Origin of the sequence: Thermococcus sp. M36 (assembly GCF_012027355.1) — an archaeon.
GTDB lineage: Archaea > Methanobacteriota_B > Thermococci > Thermococcales > Thermococcaceae > Thermococcus.
The window spans coordinates 1,343,302-1,359,750 of record NZ_SNUH01000001.1 but is presented as its reverse complement, the minus strand read 5'-3'; the positions used below and the strand labels follow the sequence as shown (position 1 = coordinate 1,359,750).

Genomic DNA, 16,449 nt, shown 5'->3' with positions numbered 1-16,449 from the left:
GTGTTTTACTCAAGAGTAAAAGTAAAATATATATAGCCATTAGAGGCCATTATGAGCGATAACGGGACATCCATGAAGGGACAGGTACACCAATGTCCCCGAGAAACACCGCCCGGAAGGCGGAGGTGGGAGGATGGAGAAGCGGATGGAAAGCGCCGTCTCCACATTTAACGTGGAGGAGTCCCCCTGGGGCCTCAAGCAGGGGGTGGAGCACGAGAGGTTTTTGGAGGTTTTTGAACCACTCCCGGAAATCAGAGAAATCCTGCTCACCAGCAACACACTTGAAGAAGCCAGAAAAAGGCTGTCCAAGTTCGCCGAGGAGCTCCTGTGGAAGTACAAAAACGGCGAGATCAACGTTGATCCAATAGACAGATGGCTCGGAATCGAAGCCACCAGTGTCTTCCTGAACATAATCTCCGAATACGGGGAGAAGGCGGCGGGCTTCAGCACGCTGGAATACCTGTGGAAGGCCACTAGGGGTGACAAGCACGTCCTGAGCATAATAACCGACGGCTTCGTCGAGGAGTTCAGGCACCTCTTCAAGGCCATGGCTGGTGTCAGCGGCTACTCCAAAGGCTGGCTCGGGCCAAAGCTTGAAGCGGCAGGTATTAAATTCGTGGACTTCAGCAAGATAAAGGGCAGAAAGGCGGCATTGGCCCGCTCCGAGTATCTCGATAAGGAATGGAACTACATAAGGAGCTACCTCAAGAAGTACCCGAGCGGCCTCGACAGGGAGATTATCGAGAAGAGGAAGAGGCAGAGAGAACAGCTTATGGAGTACTTTGGCATAACCGAGGACGAGTGGTTCGACTACCGCTGGCAGTTCTCCCACGTCCTCAAGAGGGAGAAGGGTCTCGAAACCCTGAGGGAGCTCAACGAACTGGGCATAGTCAAGGTTCCGGAGGACGACCTCAGGCAGGTTGAGCTCGCCGTTAAATACCGCATCCCATGGGGAATAACGCCCCACTACCTCCACCTGTGGGACTTCCAGGAGCCATACAGGTACGACAGGCACGTGAGGAGGCAGGTAATGCCGCCGGAGTGGTACATGGACAACATGATAGTCCACAGGGAGGACAGGGAGTACTACTTCGACTTCATGGGCGAACATGACACATCTCCTATAGACCTCGTCACCAGGAGGTACGTCACCATTGCCATCCTCAAGGCCTATGACACCTGCCCGCAGATATGTGTCTACTGCCAGAGGAACTGGGAGGTCCTTGAGCCATTCATGGCTGGCTCCTTCCCGGGATGGGACAAGATAGAGAAAGCCCTGGACTGGTTCGCCGAGCACGACTCCATGATGGACGTCCTCATAACCGGCGGAGACCCGATAGCCCTCAGCGACAAGATAATCGACAAGATAATGTCCCGCCTTGCGGAGATGGATCACGTCGTGAACATCCGCTGGGGAACCAGGATACTCGTCACGGTTCCAATGAGAATAACCGACAGCCTCGCCGAGATTCTCGGATCATACATAGAGCCGGGGAAGAGGAACGTCGCCATCTCGACCCACTTCGAGACCGCCTATGAGGTAACTCCTGAGGTCGCTGAGGCCACGTACAAGCTGAGGAAGCAGGGGATATACATCTACAACCAGCTCGTTTACCAGAGGAACGTCAGCAGGCGCTTTGAGAACGTGGCCCTCAGGATTGCCCTCAAGAAAGTGGGCATCGACCCGTACTACACCTTCTATCCGAAGGGCAAGATAGAGCAGAAGGACTACCTCGTGCCCATAGCTAGGGTCGTCCAGGAGAGGAAGGAGGAGGCAAGGCTCCTGCCGGGACAGTTCAGGCCGGACGAGCCCGTTTTCAACGTCCCCAGGATGGGCAAGAACCACCTCCGTGCATGGCAGGACAGGGAGCTGGTCGGAATAAGACCCGACGGCAGCAGGATATACCTCATGCACCCGTGGGAGAAGGGCATCAGCGAGACCAAGCTCTACACCTACCCCGACGTTCCAATCAAGGAGTACCTCGACTACCTGGAGAGCATTGGTGAGGATCCGAACGATTACTGGACGATCTGGTATTATTACTGAAAAATTTTCATTATTTACTCTTTAATATTTGTTTAATTGTATGTAAAACTTCCAACAGGCCAAAAAATATATAACCCTGTAGTGTGCATATACTGCGATACATGTACATGTTTAGACGCCTGCGCACACGTGGGCGTCAGCCGTTAAGGGGGTGGTAAAGAATGAGGAAGTGGACCGCCATTGGTCTGATGTTTGTTTTGTTTTTGGCCGTTGTTGCCGCCGGCTGCACCACCGGCGGTGAAGAAACGACAGCCCAGGGGCTGACCCTTGAAAAGACCGACGACGGAAAGTACGTCCTCACCATCTACACCGGTTCCGGCCCTGGTAGCGTCTATTTCGCACTGGGTTCAATGTACGCCAAGGTGATAAACAAGAAGAGCGATATGATCTACGCTAAGGCTGTCACCAGCGGTGCCAGCGTTGCCAACTGTCTCGCCGTTGGCAAAGGTGAGGCCCAGGCGGCAATAGCCCAGAACGACGTTACGTACTACGCCTGGAACGGGCTCTACCAGTTCGAGAAGAGCGGGCCCATCAAGGATCTGCGTGCCATAGGAACCCTCTACCCCGAGCCTGTCCAGATAGTCGTCAGGGCTGACAGCGACATAAAGACCCTCGATGACCTCGCGGGCAAGAAGGTCGTTGTGGGCGCGGCAGGAAGCGGTGTGGCCGCAACCGCCGAGAGGGTTCTCAAGGCCGCCGGAGTCTGGGACAAGATAGAGCCGATCTACCAGACCTTCGAGGAGGCCGCCCAGAGCCTCGTTCTTGGCCAGGTTGATGCCGAATTCACCGTCATCGCATACCCCGCGCCGGCCATCAACCAGATAGCGGTTAAGGTTCCGGTAAGGCTCATCCCGGTTCCGGATGACGTTATCCAGAAGCTCCACGACCAGGGATACCCGTTCTACGTCAAGGTAACCATACCCGCGGGGACGTACAACGGGATGGACACCGATGTCCAGACCATAGCCGTCAAGTCAACCCTAGTTGTCCACAAGGATCTCCCCGACGACCTCGTTTACGAGATGACCAAGATCCTCTACACTAGCATCGACGACCTCGCAACGGCCCACCAGGTCGCGAAGCAGATAGACATCAACCACGCCTTCGACGGTCTCATGGTGCCGCTCCACCCTGGGGCCATCAAGTACTACGAGGAGCAGGGAATAACCGTCCCCGAGGACGTCAAACCCTGATCTCAGAGGGGTGAGAGGTTGAAAAAACCTTTCATTTTTTTACTGGCACTTCTCGCTGTCGCCCTGGCCATGTATCCCTTTCCCGCAGTCGGGATAGCCTTCAATGGGACGGAATGCTACTATCCCCTCCGGGGCCAGACCGTGCTCGAAGTCAGCTACACCCACAGCGTCTCACTGACCAAGGTCATTGACGTGTATCGAATTTCCAACAGAGGGATATACTTCACGATGGAAAAATGGCAGGAGTTCCTCGCGGGACAGCCCATGGATTTCGACTACCGGGACGGGGAATTCTACGTCAAGCTCGCTGATAGGTTTCTGGGAAAATCTTGGGAGTACTGGTTCATCCCGCTGAACAACTTTACTGTAAAGATTGACGGCAGCAGCGTATTCATCCAGCCAGCGGAGGCCGGCGTCCTCCGTATAGAGGCCGTGAACGTGCCTGGGATCGTTTTAACTGTTAGGAGGTGTTGAGAGTGGGGGAAGATCTGGAGGCTATAGAGAAGAGGATAAAGCTTGAAGCCACCCGAACACTGCCCGAGAAACTGGAAAAAGTCATCAACTCGGCCTCAATACTCATTGGAATATTTGAAATCCTCTTTATATTCAACTTCACATTCCTCCTGTACTCAATATTCAGCAAACTGGGCGTTGAGATGGAGTTTCTGAAGCTCGACTTCCAAGATCAGCAGGTAATGGCCTTCGTGCTCGGCATGATATTTGTCATAGCCATCCTGAGGTACCCAATACGGAAAAAGGAGAAGTACCTCTCAAAGGTTCAGTGGTTCGACTACGCACTCATACTACTGGGGCTCGCGGCGGCATTTTACAAGTTCTGGCGCTGGCCGACGTACATGGTGTACTACGACGTGAACCAGATGGACGTTATTTTCGGAATACTCGCAATAATACTCGTCCTCGAAGCGACGAGGAGGGCGATAGGATGGATACTCCCCACCATCGTGGTGGTCTTCCTCCTCTACGGCATCAGGGACGCGGGCTATAACTGGACCAGGATCGTCCAGTACCTCTACCTCGACCAGGGAATATTCGGGATACCCTTCTACGTCATGACGATTTACGTCTTCGCCTTCGTTTTCTTCGGGGCATTCCTGCTGAGGATAGGGGTCAGCGACTACATAACCGAGTTCATGATAAGCCTGTTCGGAACCCGGCCGGGAGGGCCGGCGAAGGCGGCGGTCATTTCAAGCGGACTGATGGGAACCGTCAGCGGTTCCAGCGTCGCCAACGTCCTGACGACGGGCACTTTCACGATACCCCTGATGAAGAAGGCCGGCTACCCACCAGAGATAGCCGGTGCCGTCGAGCCGGTGGCCTCGACGGGGGGACAGCTAATGCCCCCCGTCATGGGTGCGGCAGCCTTCATCATGGCCCAGTTCCTGGGGGTTCCGTACAACAAGCTCATCATAGCGGCGGTTTTACCGGCGCTGATATACTACACGGGTGTCTACCTCTTCATAGATCTTGAGACCAAGAGGCTTGGACTCAAGGGTATGCCCAGGGAGCACTTCAAACCGCTGAAGTACTTCCTAAGGAAGCTCTACATCCTGCTGCCAATAGTGGTCATCACCGTGGCCCTTGTCTGGGGAATTGCGCCCCATATAGCGGCGGTTTCCTCTCTGGGAATCGCAATCTGGGTCGCGTGGATATCAAAGGACGAGATACCAGGACATGAACACTTCTATGTGGCGATAGCGCTCATAACAACAGTGCTGATGTTCACCAGCAGGGAGTACGCCACCCCAGTTGGGGCGGTGCTCATTGTTCTGGCAGTGGTACTCGTGGCCGCGGCACTGCTGACTGACAAGGCAGAGTTCAACGAGAAGTTCTACATAAGCATGCTGTTCATACTGATGGCGGTTCTCGGAAAGCTGCTCTATATGAGGAAGGAAGAGATACTGCTGATGAGCGGAACCTTCGGAATAATCTTCTCCCTCGTTGTGGGCTACAAGTCGGGAACAGAGGGCGGCAAGAAGATGTACACTGCCACATACGAGTCAATGATAGACGCGGGCAAGACCAGCACAACTGTGATGCTGGCGGCGGCCAGTGCGGGTCTGATACAGGGCGTCCTCACGATGACCGGCCTGGTCACGTCCCTTGGCTACAAGCTCGTTGACCTCGCCGGCGGAAACCTGCTCCTGCTCCTGATAATGGCAATGATATTCAGTCTCATCCTCGGTATGGGCGTCCCAACGACGGCGAACTACGTTATAACCTCCCTCGTCGCCGCCCCAGCGGTTTACACTGCAGTCGCAGGCAACCCGATATATGACGCCTCCGTGCCGGGATACAGCACGGCGATAGCCCTCCTCGCGGCACACTTCTTCGTGTTCTACTTCGGAATACTAGCAGACCTCACGCCACCCGTCGCCCTCGCAGCATATGCGGGTTCAGCGCTGGCGGGGGGAGACTTCTGGAAGACCGCCATAAACTCGGTTAAATACGCACTGGCAGGGTACATAGGGCCGTATATCTACTTCACCCATCCGGAGATGTTCCTCATAACCGTCTCGGAGTGGACGCCCCAGGTGGCACTGAGGGTTCTGTACTACCTAGCGGCAACGATTCTGATAATGTACATACTCGCGATTGCCATAACAGGGCACTTCAAGAGCCTCACGGTACCAAAAGTCCTAAGAGCGGTCATGATAGGCCTCAGCCTCGTCGCGGCGTCGCTCCACGTAGTCCCAGTAGGGCTGGAACTCGCGCTCCTCTTGGGCCTGATAGTATACGAGAGAAGATCCTGAGCATTTCTTTTTTACTATCCGCCCGTCAAATTGGCGAAGTTTCTTAGGATCTCGTCCGAGACTTCGTCCATCTGCCGGCTGGCGGTGCCCAAAGACTCCCGCAGGTACCGTATGACAACGAGGACTATAACCATCACAGCAACCAGCATAAAGAGGTACTCCACCGCGGCCTGCGCCGTCCTCATAGGTACCCCCGCACTGTTTTTGTGGTTCATCCTTAATAACCCTGCCGGCCACAGGGATCGCCAAAAAAGGGAAAGGTTAATAGAGCATTACCTCAAAGCCCAGCTCGCTGAGCAGATCGGCGAGAACTTCACTGTCCACGTAGACGAGGAGGTGGTGGTTCCCGAGGGTTCCGTCTATGAAGTCCATCGCGTCCTCCACGCGGAGCTTCATCTGCGTCCTACAGCGGAAGTCGCTGTGTTCCTGGCCGACGACCTCCACGCCGGCAACAACCGCCTTCCTCCCGCGTATCTTCAGGAGGCTGGCCTTCCCCTTCGGCAGCTGGACGTCGACTCCAACTCCCGTGCCGCTCTCGAAGTGCGAGCGTATTATGTACCTTCCAATCAGGGGAGCCGTGCAGTGGGCAAGGATTATGTAGTCCTCCCCGAAGTCGGCTATGTTGCCCATGAAGGCTGGCTTGTCGAAAAAGCGCCTCACTATCATCATCCCGACGAGCGAGTTGAGCTCGCCCTCGCAAGCAGCCGGGATCCCCTGGGCGTTGAACATCGCGAGCGCGAGGCACGGAGTCATTTTCGACTTCATCACTATGTCAAAGCACCCAATTGTGAAGCCATCCAGCCTGTAGTCCTCCAGAATCCTCTTTATCGCCACGTATATCCTGCCGGCCCTCACGAGGTCTTCCCTGCCGGGCTCCTTTATCTCGACGGCCTTTCCGACTATCTCCTCAACGGCCTCCCACCCTTCCTTCTCCGTCGTCGCGTCGTAGTACTCGTAGAACTTTTTGAGGCTTATCTTCGTGTAAGGAAGCTCAAACTTCTCGTTTATTAGCCACGGAGAAACGCGGCCGATTAAACCGATGCGCATCTTCAGGAACTTATCGAGGGTCTCCTTCATGTCCTCGTAGCCAAGCAGGGCCGCCTTAAGCTCGTTGAAGTCTTTGACGAGGGTTGAAGGGACGAGCCTTTCCCTGAAGTACTCCCTGAGCTCTATTCCAGCCGCAAGGGAATTGTTGAAGGGATCCCCATAAATAACTACGGGCCGCCTGAAAACGGCGAACTCCTTGAGGGGCCCCTCCGTGCCGCCGGTAAGCGGGTAGAGGACTACCGCATCAACTTCGTTGAAGTTCACCCCCTCTTTTGCCTCCTTGAAGTCTGCCTTTGAGGAGATGAAAAAGCCCCCAACGACTTCGAACTCCTTCGCGAGGTTCGTTATGAACTCTGAAGCCTTCTTTTCAAAGGCCTTTGGGCTTGCCAGTTCGCTGACTCCAAAAACAACTCCTACCTTCATGCTTTCACCTAAGCATTTTAAAACTCACCCACTTAAATAAGCTTGTGGTGGAGCGCGTGGCGCTGAGATTCGTCCTTGACACGAGCATCTTCGTTAACCCCGAGATCAGGGGAAAGTTCGGGGAAAGTCCGACCGAGGCCATGAGGTCGTTTCTCAGCTACGCAGAGAGGCTTTTTAGCAGGGTGGAGTTCTACATGCCGCCCGGAATTTACAGGGAAGTGATGCACTTCGTGGACGAGGAAGGCCTTCTTCCAGAGATAGAGCTTTACATCATCAAAAAGCCCCCGAACGTCCACGACATCAAGATCCCCGCCTTCGTCGTTTACGAGCTTATAGACGACATAAGGAGGAGAATAGACAAGGGGCTCCGCGTGGCTGAAAAGGCCGTCCGTGAGAGCGTTATCGAGACGGACAACGTGGACAGGATAATCCAGAAGCTGCGCAGGAACTACAGGAAGGCCCTGCGAGAGGGGATAGTTGACAGCAAGGAGGACTTCGAGCTCATCCTGCTTGCCAAAGAGCTCGACGCGACGATAGTCTCCGCCGACGTCGGGATACTGACCTGGGCCCAGAAGATGGGCATCAAGTGGATAGACGCCGCCAACTTTAAGGAGGTTCTAGAAAGCCTCGCGGAGAAGATGGGATGAAGGGAAAAATTTATAAATGCTGCCCTGCATGGTATCATCGACGCCCCGGTGGCTCAGCCTGGTGGAGCGGCCGCTTGGTAAGCGGCAGGTCGCGGGTTCAAACCCCGCCCGGGGCTCCATTCTAACAAGTTTTGCCGTTGCAACGTTTAATCAAAAGTTGATAGCTCTTTTCAAAGCTACGAACTTTCGATGAAGTTTCTCCAAAAAACTGTCCGGAGCGAAAAGCTTAATAAGGAACCCGCTATTCCACTACCGCCGGATGGGGCCGTAGGGTAGCCTGGTCCATCCTGCGGGCTTTGGGAGCCCGTGACCCGGGTTCGAATCCCGGCGGCCCCACCAGTAAATTTCATTTCTACGACCGGGCGCTTTCTTTTAATTCTCTACTGGAGTCTTGACTTCGTCAAGAACTCACCAAGCCTCATTTCTTTCCTTATCTCTTTCACTTCCTTCCAGCGCTTTTTCGCCTTGCTCCCACCAGCCCTCACCATCCCAAAGCCGACCCAATGGCCAGCTTCAATCGCCCCCCGTCCCACATAGACTTTGAAACGGGATGCCAGCCCCTTTAAAAAGTCTGGATTTACTCAAAGCGCCCCATTGGGGCAGGTTCACGTGCTGAATCCTGCGATAAGTCCTGATTATGAACCGCACTGGCACCCCACAAAGATTTCGCGATGTATTGATACAACTCATCAAAGCCTAGAACTGCGCGGCAGATTCTTTCAGGACAGAAATGGCGTCAAAACAGGTGCATGAGAATTGTGGTGCGGTGGCCGGGATTTGAACCCGGGCCAGCGGCGTGGCAGGCCGCTGTCCTAGACCAGGCTAGACTACCACCGCAGTTCCAGCCCGTAGAATACTCACCCGTGGCCTCTTTATAAATCTTTCGGTGGGCTGAGACGGTTAAATTTATAAAGCGTTGCCGAGAAGGGTTAGCGGGCATGCCCCGGTGGCCTAGTCTGGATAGGGCGCGAGGCTGCGGACCTCGAGGTCCGGGGTTCGAATCCCCGCCGGGGCGCCACAGCATTTCTCATGAGTTCGCCCGGCAGCGTTATTGCGGCCAGAACAGGGATTTGATCGAAACATAGTTAATAAAGAAAAGCAGGGTCACTCCCCAGTTGCACCTTTAAGGGCATCCTTGCAGGCGCAGTGTCTCTCCTTCGGGATATACTTGATGGACGTCATAAGGAGGTACTTTATCTCCTCGCTCTTCTGGGCCATGAGCTCGACAACTTCCGTGTGAGTGAGCTTCTGGGTGCTTATCCCCGCGGCAAAGTTGGTGACTATGGCAACGCTGGCGTAACACATCTCAAGCTCCCTCGCGAGCGCCGCCTCAGGGCACTGGGTCATGCCAACGACGTCGGCGCCGAGTATCTTAAGGGCCCTTATCTCGGCCCTCGTCTCGAAGCGCGGCCCCTCCATGCAGGCGTAGGTACCTGTTGGGTGGTAGTTGAAGCCCAGTTCCTTTGCGGCGGTTATCAGTGCCTTCCTCAGCTCTGGGCAGTAGGGGTCGGTGAAGTCAACGTGGGCCACAAACTTCCTGTCGTGTGGGCTCTCATCGCCGTCGTAGAAGGTGTAGTGCCTCGTTTTGGTGAAGTCAAGCAGCTGGTCGAGAACGACGAAATCACCGGGCTTCATGGCCTCGTTGAGCGAGCCAACAGCCGAAGTTGAGAGTATCCTCTCGACGCCGAGCTCGTAGAGGGCCCAGATGTTAGCGCGGTAGTTTATCTTGTGCGGCGGGACGCTGTGCCCCTCCCCGTGCCTGGGCAGAAAGGCTATCTCCTCCCCGTCATACTCCCCTATCTTCACCCTGACCTTTCCGTACGGCGTGCTCACGAACTCCTCCCTGACGTTCTGGAGCAGCTTGGGGTCGTAGACTCCGGAACCTCCAATAATAGCTATCCTCGGCATGGTATCACCTGAGGAGAGAAACGGGGGAGGGCTTAAAACGTTAGTGCTTTTCCCACATGGCCCTCTGGTGCCGGGCCCTCTCCTCTATGTCCTCCTTCAGCCCACCACCAGCGTGGAGCTCCAGTATTTTAGTGAGTATTTCACTCAGAAGCCACGAGCCCCACTTCGGATCCTTGACCTCAAGGGCCGCATCAATAGCACCGTCTATGTCCCCCGCTTTCAGTTTCGCCACTGCTATGCTCCCGAATGCCAGGGAGCGCAGATAGTGACCCCTCACCCTCTGGGCAAACTGCCACGCGGTCTCAAGCTCCCCGAGCCGGGCGAGGTACGTCGTGACCTTAACAAGAACCGCGTCATTAACGCTCCTCTCTCCGATCCTGAGAACCAAGCCGAGGTACTTCCTATCCGCTGGGAAGGAAAGCAGCTTGTCAATGATAAAGGCTGAGACCTCATCGAGCTCCCTTCCCCCCAGCGACTCAACCAGTTTCAGCATGACTCCTTCGCGATCAGCGGCAGACGTGACTATGCCCTTCAGAACGGAAAGCCGCCTGGCGGGGGGAATCTTTCTGAGCATATCCATTACAAAATCTATCTCGCCCTGAGAGCCCAGCCCGACCAGAAGGGACTCCAGGGCCTCCATTCCATGCTCGGTCGAGAGCGTAAGTGCAATGTCCACAAACTTCTCGTAGGTCTCCCTGGGGACATCTGCGCCCTTCAGGTGAACTGCAACCTCCCTCATGGCCTCACTCAGCCAGTTCCCGTCCCTGAGCTCGGACAGAAGTCGGATGGAGCTCCCGAACTCTTCCCGCTTAAGGTGCCATTTTATTGTCTCCACTATGGCCACGGAGCGCCACGGCTCATCAGTTATCCGCCTAAGCAGGAGGTGGGCCTTGCGCATGTTGCCCCTCTCAAGGTACGCCCCCAGTACCCTGAGAAGAAAATCGTTGCGTTTCGTTGAATCCTCTATGTCGGAGGCATAGAAAAGGGCATCGTCCACCGAGCCGAGCTCAAGAGCCTTCATGACGAGCTCACTGAGCAGCTCATCCCTCAGTGGATCAGGGAATCCCAGTATCGTCTCGTGGGCCTGACTGAAAACCTTCCGGGCCACCTGGGGGTTGGTTCTGTGAAGGTACGCCCCCACACCCATGAGAGCCCTGACCCCCACGAGGGGATTATCAATGGCACCTATAACGTTGAAGGCGTATTTGAACGCCGTTTTGTATCCGGGTTTTTTCGCCAGGTACATGTAGTACCCGATTTTGGAATAGGTTATGGCTCGCAGATACCGGTCGTGTATATTCGATGCCAGCCTGAGGGCTTCCTGATACACGTCATCGGGCATAATACCCACCGACAAAACTTAGGGACATCCTGTATTTAACGGTTATCCAGCCCACCAAAAAGGAGTGCCGGCCAAAAACAAAAAATTCAGCCAAGCTCGTCGTAAACAACGCCCACGACTTCACCGTCGTCGAGCGACACAAAGCTTACTTTGGTCTTCTTGCCACTTCTGGGGTCAACGACGACGAAGTCCGGCTTGGACAGGTACCTGCTCGATGGTATCCTCCAGACATCGCCGTAATGGGCCCGAAGCTCCTTCAAAAACCTCTCGGAATCACGCCTAATCACGGTTGTCATCAATATCACCACTAATATATACTACTTTAAAGTATAAAAACCTTTCCCATAGACATTCATTAAAGATAATATCGACGATTGTCTATTTGCCCCCTTGTCCCACACAGACCAGCGCCCCCTAGCCATGGGCCGACACTTCTCATTAAGAGAGAAGAAAGAATTTCCCCTGAAGAACCCCGTCTTATGGACCACAAAAACATTGCACCTCTCAGCTTTCCAATACCGTCCATGCTCATCTCAGAAATCCCGGATTAGTTAACCGTGCGCGCGGTGCGTTCGCAGTGATCTTCACGGCACCACCACAGAGAAATAGAAAAGCGGGTTAATAATCAAGCCCTGAGGGCGTCAAGGTATTCAAGTTCCTCCGGTATCGGCCGCCTCCTCCGCCTTTCCATCTCACGCTGGAGCATGTAACCGTAAAGCTCGGCCATCCATGTCATCTCTCTCACCTCCTTTTTCTCTCTCCACCACTCCTATATCTCTTAGAATGTTTAAAAGCCTTATGCGACCTTAAAATCTCATTTATGGCCATGAGAATTCCAAAATCCCGGAAAAAAGGACTGATGACCGTGCCAGTTATTTAATGTACAGAAATTGGCAACCAAAATTAACATAACAGCGCCGATTTTCCCTAAAGGATACATCTGTCCACAAGATTCCCACCCAACTGTTTATAAACTTTGGAGACTCCATCCTAACGGTGGGAGAGAATGGCCCTAGAAAAGCTCGGAAAGGCACTTAACAATGCCCTCAGAAAGCTCGCCCGTTCCGGCGCAGTTGACGAGGCCCTCATAAAGGAGGTCGTGAGAGATATACAGAGGGCACTCATCCAGGCAGATGTCAACGTCAGGCTCGTACTCAAGCTGACAAAGACCATAGAAAAGCGGGCCCTCGAGGAGAAGCCTCCCGCGGGGGCTTCCAAAAAAGAGCACATAATACAGATAGTGTACGAAGAACTAACCAAATTCCTCGGAAAAGAGGCAAAGCCTCTGGAAATAAAGGGGAGGCCGACTGTCCTGCTCACAGTGGGAATACAGGGGTCGGGTAAGACCACTAGCGTGGCAAAGCTGGCACGGCACCTTCAGAAGAGGGGTTACAAGGTCGGCCTCGTCTGCTCGGACACCTGGCGCCCAGGTGCATACCACCAGCTGCGGCAGCTCGTGGAGCCCTATGGGATAGAGGTGTTCGGCGACCCCGAAGAGAAAGACGCCGTCAAACTGGCCCGCGAGGGGGTTGAGTACTTCAGGGACAGGGGCGTTGATGTCATCATAGTTGACTCGGCGGGGCGGCACAAGGAGGAGAAGGGCCTGATCGAGGAAATGAGGCAGATCAGCTCCGCCATACAGCCCCACGAGGTCATCCTGGTTATAGACGGAACGATCGGCCAGCAGGCCTACAACCAGGCGCTCGCGTTCAAGGAGGCGACCCCGATAGGGTCGATCATAGTTACAAAGCTCGATGGTTCTGCCAAGGGAGGAGGTGCCCTCTCGGCTGTTGCCGCTACCGGGGCGCCCATAAAGTTCATCGGCGTCGGGGAAAGGATAGATGACCTCGAACCTTTCGACCCAAAACGCTTTGTCTCCAGACTGCTCGGCATGGGCGACATAGAGGGCCTGCTTCAAAAGCTTGAAGAGCTCCAGAAGGCCCAGGAGTTTAAAGAGGAGGATCTCGAAAAGTTCCTCAAGGGCAAGTTCAACCTCAAGGACATGTACGCCCAGCTTGAGGCGATGCAGAAAATGGGGCCGCTAAAGCAGATACTCCAGATGATTCCGGGGCTCGGGTACTCCCTCCCCGACGACGCCGTCCGCATCGGGGAGGAGAAGCTCAGGAGGTACAGGGTCATAATGGACTCGATGACAGAAGAAGAGCTCGAACACCCGGAGATAATCAACTACTCCCGCATAAAGAGGATTGCAAGGGGCTCCGGCACCAGTACTGCAGAAGTCAGGGAGCTGCTCCACCAGTACAACCAGATGAGGAAGATGTTCAAGAGCATGGACAAGAGGAAGCTGTCAAAAATGGCCAAAAAGTTCAATCTCGGGGGGTTCGGGATATGATAGAGGCGTTTGTACTGGTTGTTGTTAAGCCCGGAAACGAGGAGAGCGTCTACAACGAGCTCCTGAAGGTGGGGAACATAAAGGAAATATACCGGGTCTACGGGGAGTACGACATAATACTCCGCGTCGAGGTCGAGAACATTCACGAACTTGATAAGTTTCACGATGAAGTGCTGAGGAGGATACGCAATATAGAGATGACAGAGACGCTCATAGCCAGCTCCTACAGGGGGTGAAGGCTTGGACAAGAGGTGGGTTGCAACGATCCACCTCGACACCCTTGAAGTCGAATGCGACCCCTCGTTCAGGTTCAAGTGCGTTGAGGGCTGCGGAAAATGCTGCTATGAGCTGGAAATACCCATCAGGGACGAAGATATAGCCGGGATAGAGGATCTGGGATACAGCGCATGGGAGTTCGTTGACTATGAGAAGATGTTTTACAGAGGGGACAAGTTCCTCAGCTACGCCCTAAAAAAGAGGCCCTTCGACGGGGGATGCGTCTTTCTCGACCCAGAGACCATGAGGTGCAGAATTTACAGCCGCAGGCCCCTTGCATGCAGGCTATATCCCTTTGTTTTCGTCAGGCACGGAAAGACCATGGAGGTATACGTCAAAATGGACTCGTTCTGCCCCGGCCTCAACCACCCCGAAGGCACTCCCATTTCCAGGGAATTCCTGCTCAGGGAGTATGGGGACGTGATCTATGAGTACCGGGAGAAGGCCACGAAGGCCTCCAGATAACCGAAACGTATTTATACATTTTTTTGTTAATTCCCGGCCACTGGAGGTGAGAGAATGAGCCAGCTAAAGTCGGTGCAGGAAAAGCTCAGACTCGTCAGGGTGCTCAGGCTGCTCAAAAAGACCTACACCTACGAGGAGCTCTCAAGGATAACCGGCCTGCCCATCACGGTGCTCAACCGGTACGTCAGGGGCAAGGTTCTCCCCAGCGCGGAGAGGACAAAGGAGCTCCTCAACCTGCTGCTCCCTTACATCAACATAGAAGAAGAGGTCAGAAGGAGGATAAAGTTCGATGAGTACGGATTCTTCGACAACATGCCGGTTCTGAGCGACACTGCTCTCATGAGCCTTATAGCGGAAGACATCGCGAGCAGGTACCTGGACAAAAACGTGGACAAAGTGCTAACCGCCGCCACCGACGGGATTGCCCTTGGTGTCCACGTCGCCAGAGAACTCAACGTTGACGTTGTATACGCCAAGAAGAAGAAAGAAGTCGGTGTCGAGAAGTTCTACGAGGTCAGCTACGTGCCCAGCGCTTCAGGGAGTGTAACCACCCTGTACCTGCCCCACTGGGCCCTCAAAAAGGGGGAAAACGTACTCATAGTGGACGACGTCATAAGGAGCGGCGAAACCCAGAAAGCCCTCATCGAAATGTGCAGGCAGGCGGGGGCAAGGCCTGTAGGGATGTTTTTCCTGATAAGCGTGGGCGACGTCGTAGAGCGCCTAAAGAAGGAGTACAACATACCCGTGGAGAGTCTCATAAAACTGGAGTGACCTCAAATGAAGGTGTTCATATACAACGTGGATGGTCTGACAGTACCCGTGGAGGCCGAGCCGGGCCTCCGTTTTAGATTTCAATGTAGCTCCGAGGAATGCGGAAAAGAAATCCTGATCGAAGGCGTTATTATGCAGGTAGACGAGGAGGAGTTCACGGAAGTTCTTGAAAGGACGATAGAAGAAAACAGAGACTTCAAGAAAATAAGGGAAATAACGTCCAGGAGGCTAGTCTTTGAGGGAAAGGTCAACGGGAAGCACGTAAAGCTCCCGGCCGAGAGCTTCGAGGACTTTGCAAAGAGGTTCCTGAACGAGGTTCTAGTCCTCCGTTAGCCGGATCCTCAGATCCTCCTTCACGACCTGCATGGCCACACTCGTGTTCGTCTTCTCCACGCCTTCAAGGGAAAGGAGCCACTTAACAAAGCGGTTCATATCTGCCCTGTCCCTAAACTTTGCGACCACCACTATGTCGAACTCCCCCGTTATGTCATAGACCATGACAGCCCTGTCGCTCTCGGCTATTTTCCTCTCGATCTCGACGATCTTCCTGCCCTGAGCCTTGACCCCGATCACTGCCGTGAGCCCGAAGCCCAGCTTTTCGTAGTCCAGGATGGGTGCGAAGCCTCTGATTATCCCCTCCTCTTCCATCTTCTTAATGCGGTTATACACCGTTCCGACAGCCACCCTGAGCTCCCGGGCTATCTCCCTGTACGATAGGCGGGCGTTTTCCTGGAGCAGAGAGATTATCTTGAGATCAAGCTCATCCACCATCCGCACCACCAGTTCTGCTACACCGTAAACTTTAAATACCCTTCCCTGGGAAGGAATAGCGGGCAGTGGACCGGTAGCCTAGCTAGGATAGGGCGGCGGCCTCCTAAGCCGCAGGTCCGGGGTTCAAATCCCCGCCGGTCCGCCAGCATCACAAACTTCTGCCAAACAAAAGTTCGTGGATTCTTCTGAAAGATTCAACATCGGATGTCTCCACTTTCGAGTTGCTCACTCTGGATATGAGAACTTCATTTCATCCAAAGAGTTTGCCCGGCCAAATTGCCACAGGATTAGAAAACATTCTGAGCAGACCTTTCTGAGAGCTACAAACCTTTCACGGCCCCTTTAGAGGTCGAGTGTTGATAGATAGACTTGTTCTTCCTCTCAGACCCCCGAAATCTTTAAATATCTCCAGCACTTTTAGTTAATTTGAGTAAG

17 protein-coding genes and 5 tRNA genes are annotated in these 16,449 nt (G+C 54.1%); 14 read left to right on the top strand and 8 right to left on the bottom strand.

Features of this window, described 5'->3' with window-relative positions:
- Positions 1–133: 133 nt before the first annotated feature.
- The 4 genes from E3E36_RS07625 to E3E36_RS07610 all read left to right on the top strand — a co-directional run bounded on the left by E3E36_RS07625 (position 134) and on the right by E3E36_RS07610 (position 6,011).
- On the top strand, positions 134–2,047 hold the full coding sequence (locus E3E36_RS07625; RefSeq protein ID WP_206203496.1) for a KamA family radical SAM protein: 1,914 nt from the start codon (positions 134–136) through the stop codon (positions 2,045–2,047).
- Positions 2,048–2,208: 161 nt separating this feature from the next.
- Positions 2,209–3,240: a TAXI family TRAP transporter solute-binding subunit gene (locus E3E36_RS07620; protein WP_167894607.1), complete on the top strand. Its 1,032-nt coding sequence runs from the start codon at positions 2,209–2,211 to the stop codon at positions 3,238–3,240.
- A gap of 18 nt (positions 3,241–3,258) precedes the next feature.
- Positions 3,259–3,714, top strand: a complete 456-nt coding sequence (locus E3E36_RS07615) for a DUF1850 domain-containing protein (RefSeq protein ID WP_167894606.1) — start codon at positions 3,259–3,261, stop codon at positions 3,712–3,714.
- A gap of 2 nt (positions 3,715–3,716) precedes the next feature.
- On the top strand, positions 3,717–6,011 hold the full coding sequence (locus tag E3E36_RS07610) for a TRAP transporter fused permease subunit (protein ID WP_167894605.1): 2,295 nt from the start codon (positions 3,717–3,719) through the stop codon (positions 6,009–6,011).
- A 14-nt stretch (positions 6,012–6,025) separates the two neighbouring features.
- Here the strand turns inward: E3E36_RS07610 and E3E36_RS07605 are convergent, their stop codons facing one another.
- Complete coding sequence (locus tag E3E36_RS07605) at positions 6,026–6,196, bottom strand: class III signal peptide (RefSeq protein ID WP_167894604.1); 171 nt, start codon at positions 6,194–6,196, stop codon at positions 6,026–6,028.
- Between the two features lie 76 nt (positions 6,197–6,272).
- On the bottom strand, positions 6,273–7,481 hold the full coding sequence (locus E3E36_RS07600) for a hypothetical protein (RefSeq protein ID WP_167894603.1): 1,209 nt from the start codon (positions 7,479–7,481) through the stop codon (positions 6,273–6,275).
- Between the two features lie 62 nt (positions 7,482–7,543).
- On the opposite strand from E3E36_RS07600, the gene E3E36_RS07595 reads away from it, so the two are divergent.
- From E3E36_RS07595 to E3E36_RS07585, 3 genes are all read left to right on the top strand, one after another.
- A complete protein-coding gene (locus E3E36_RS07595) occupies positions 7,544–8,128 on the top strand; it encodes an RNA ligase partner protein (protein ID WP_167894889.1) in 585 nt (194 codons plus the stop codon).
- 42 nt (positions 8,129–8,170) lie between these two features.
- Positions 8,171–8,247: transfer RNA gene (locus E3E36_RS07590), tRNA-Thr, on the top strand.
- Between the two features lie 142 nt (positions 8,248–8,389).
- Positions 8,390–8,467 (top strand) — tRNA-Pro (locus tag E3E36_RS07585).
- Positions 8,468–8,508: 41 nt separating this feature from the next.
- Here E3E36_RS07585 and E3E36_RS07580 read toward each other — a convergent pair.
- Positions 8,509–8,661: a hypothetical protein gene (locus tag E3E36_RS07580; RefSeq protein ID WP_167894602.1), complete on the bottom strand. Its 153-nt coding sequence runs from the start codon at positions 8,659–8,661 to the stop codon at positions 8,509–8,511.
- A gap of 226 nt (positions 8,662–8,887) precedes the next feature.
- A tRNA-Gly gene (locus E3E36_RS07575) sits at positions 8,888–8,965 on the bottom strand.
- A gap of 103 nt (positions 8,966–9,068) precedes the next feature.
- Between E3E36_RS07575 and E3E36_RS07570 the strand changes: the two genes are divergently transcribed.
- Positions 9,069–9,146: transfer RNA gene (locus E3E36_RS07570), tRNA-Arg, on the top strand.
- Positions 9,147–9,232: 86 nt separating this feature from the next.
- On the opposite strand, the gene mtnP is transcribed toward E3E36_RS07570, so the two are convergent.
- The 3 genes from mtnP to E3E36_RS07555 form a co-directional block, all read right to left on the bottom strand.
- On the bottom strand, positions 9,233–10,036 hold the full coding sequence (mtnP, locus tag E3E36_RS07565; RefSeq protein ID WP_167894601.1) for an S-methyl-5'-thioadenosine phosphorylase: 804 nt from the start codon (positions 10,034–10,036) through the stop codon (positions 9,233–9,235).
- A 40-nt stretch (positions 10,037–10,076) separates the two neighbouring features.
- Entirely contained in the window at positions 10,077–11,378 is a 1,302-nt protein-coding gene (locus E3E36_RS07560) for a hypothetical protein (protein WP_167894600.1), read from the bottom strand.
- 86 nt (positions 11,379–11,464) lie between these two features.
- Entirely contained in the window at positions 11,465–11,674 is a 210-nt protein-coding gene (locus tag E3E36_RS07555) for a hypothetical protein (RefSeq protein ID WP_167894888.1), read from the bottom strand.
- 710 nt (positions 11,675–12,384) lie between these two features.
- Between E3E36_RS07555 and E3E36_RS07550 the strand changes: the two genes are divergently transcribed.
- Genes E3E36_RS07550 through E3E36_RS07530 form a run of 5 tightly spaced genes read left to right on the top strand, consistent with a single transcriptional unit; the run spans position 12,385 to position 15,576 of the window.
- Complete coding sequence (locus E3E36_RS07550; protein ID WP_167894599.1) at positions 12,385–13,731, top strand: signal recognition particle protein Srp54; 1,347 nt, start codon at positions 12,385–12,387, stop codon at positions 13,729–13,731.
- A complete protein-coding gene (locus tag E3E36_RS07545; RefSeq protein WP_167894598.1) occupies positions 13,728–13,967 on the top strand; it encodes an Lrp/AsnC family transcriptional regulator in 240 nt (79 codons plus the stop codon). The genes E3E36_RS07550 and E3E36_RS07545 overlap by 4 nt, the downstream gene beginning before the upstream one ends.
- A 4-nt stretch (positions 13,968–13,971) precedes the next feature.
- Positions 13,972–14,472, top strand: a complete 501-nt coding sequence (locus E3E36_RS07540; protein ID WP_167894597.1) for a YkgJ family cysteine cluster protein — start codon at positions 13,972–13,974, stop codon at positions 14,470–14,472.
- A gap of 54 nt (positions 14,473–14,526) precedes the next feature.
- Entirely contained in the window at positions 14,527–15,243 is a 717-nt protein-coding gene (locus tag E3E36_RS07535) for a phosphoribosyltransferase family protein (RefSeq protein WP_167894596.1), read from the top strand.
- Between the two features lie 6 nt (positions 15,244–15,249).
- A complete protein-coding gene (locus tag E3E36_RS07530) occupies positions 15,250–15,576 on the top strand; it encodes a hypothetical protein (protein WP_167894595.1) in 327 nt (108 codons plus the stop codon).
- Here E3E36_RS07530 and E3E36_RS07525 read toward each other — a convergent pair.
- Positions 15,562–16,014: an Lrp/AsnC family transcriptional regulator gene (locus E3E36_RS07525; protein ID WP_206203559.1), complete on the bottom strand. Its 453-nt coding sequence runs from the start codon at positions 16,012–16,014 to the stop codon at positions 15,562–15,564. The genes E3E36_RS07530 and E3E36_RS07525 overlap by 15 nt on opposite strands.
- 67 nt (positions 16,015–16,081) lie before the next feature.
- Here E3E36_RS07525 and E3E36_RS07520 point away from each other — a divergent pair.
- Positions 16,082–16,159 (top strand) — tRNA-Arg (locus E3E36_RS07520).
- Positions 16,160–16,449 lie beyond the last annotated feature (290 nt).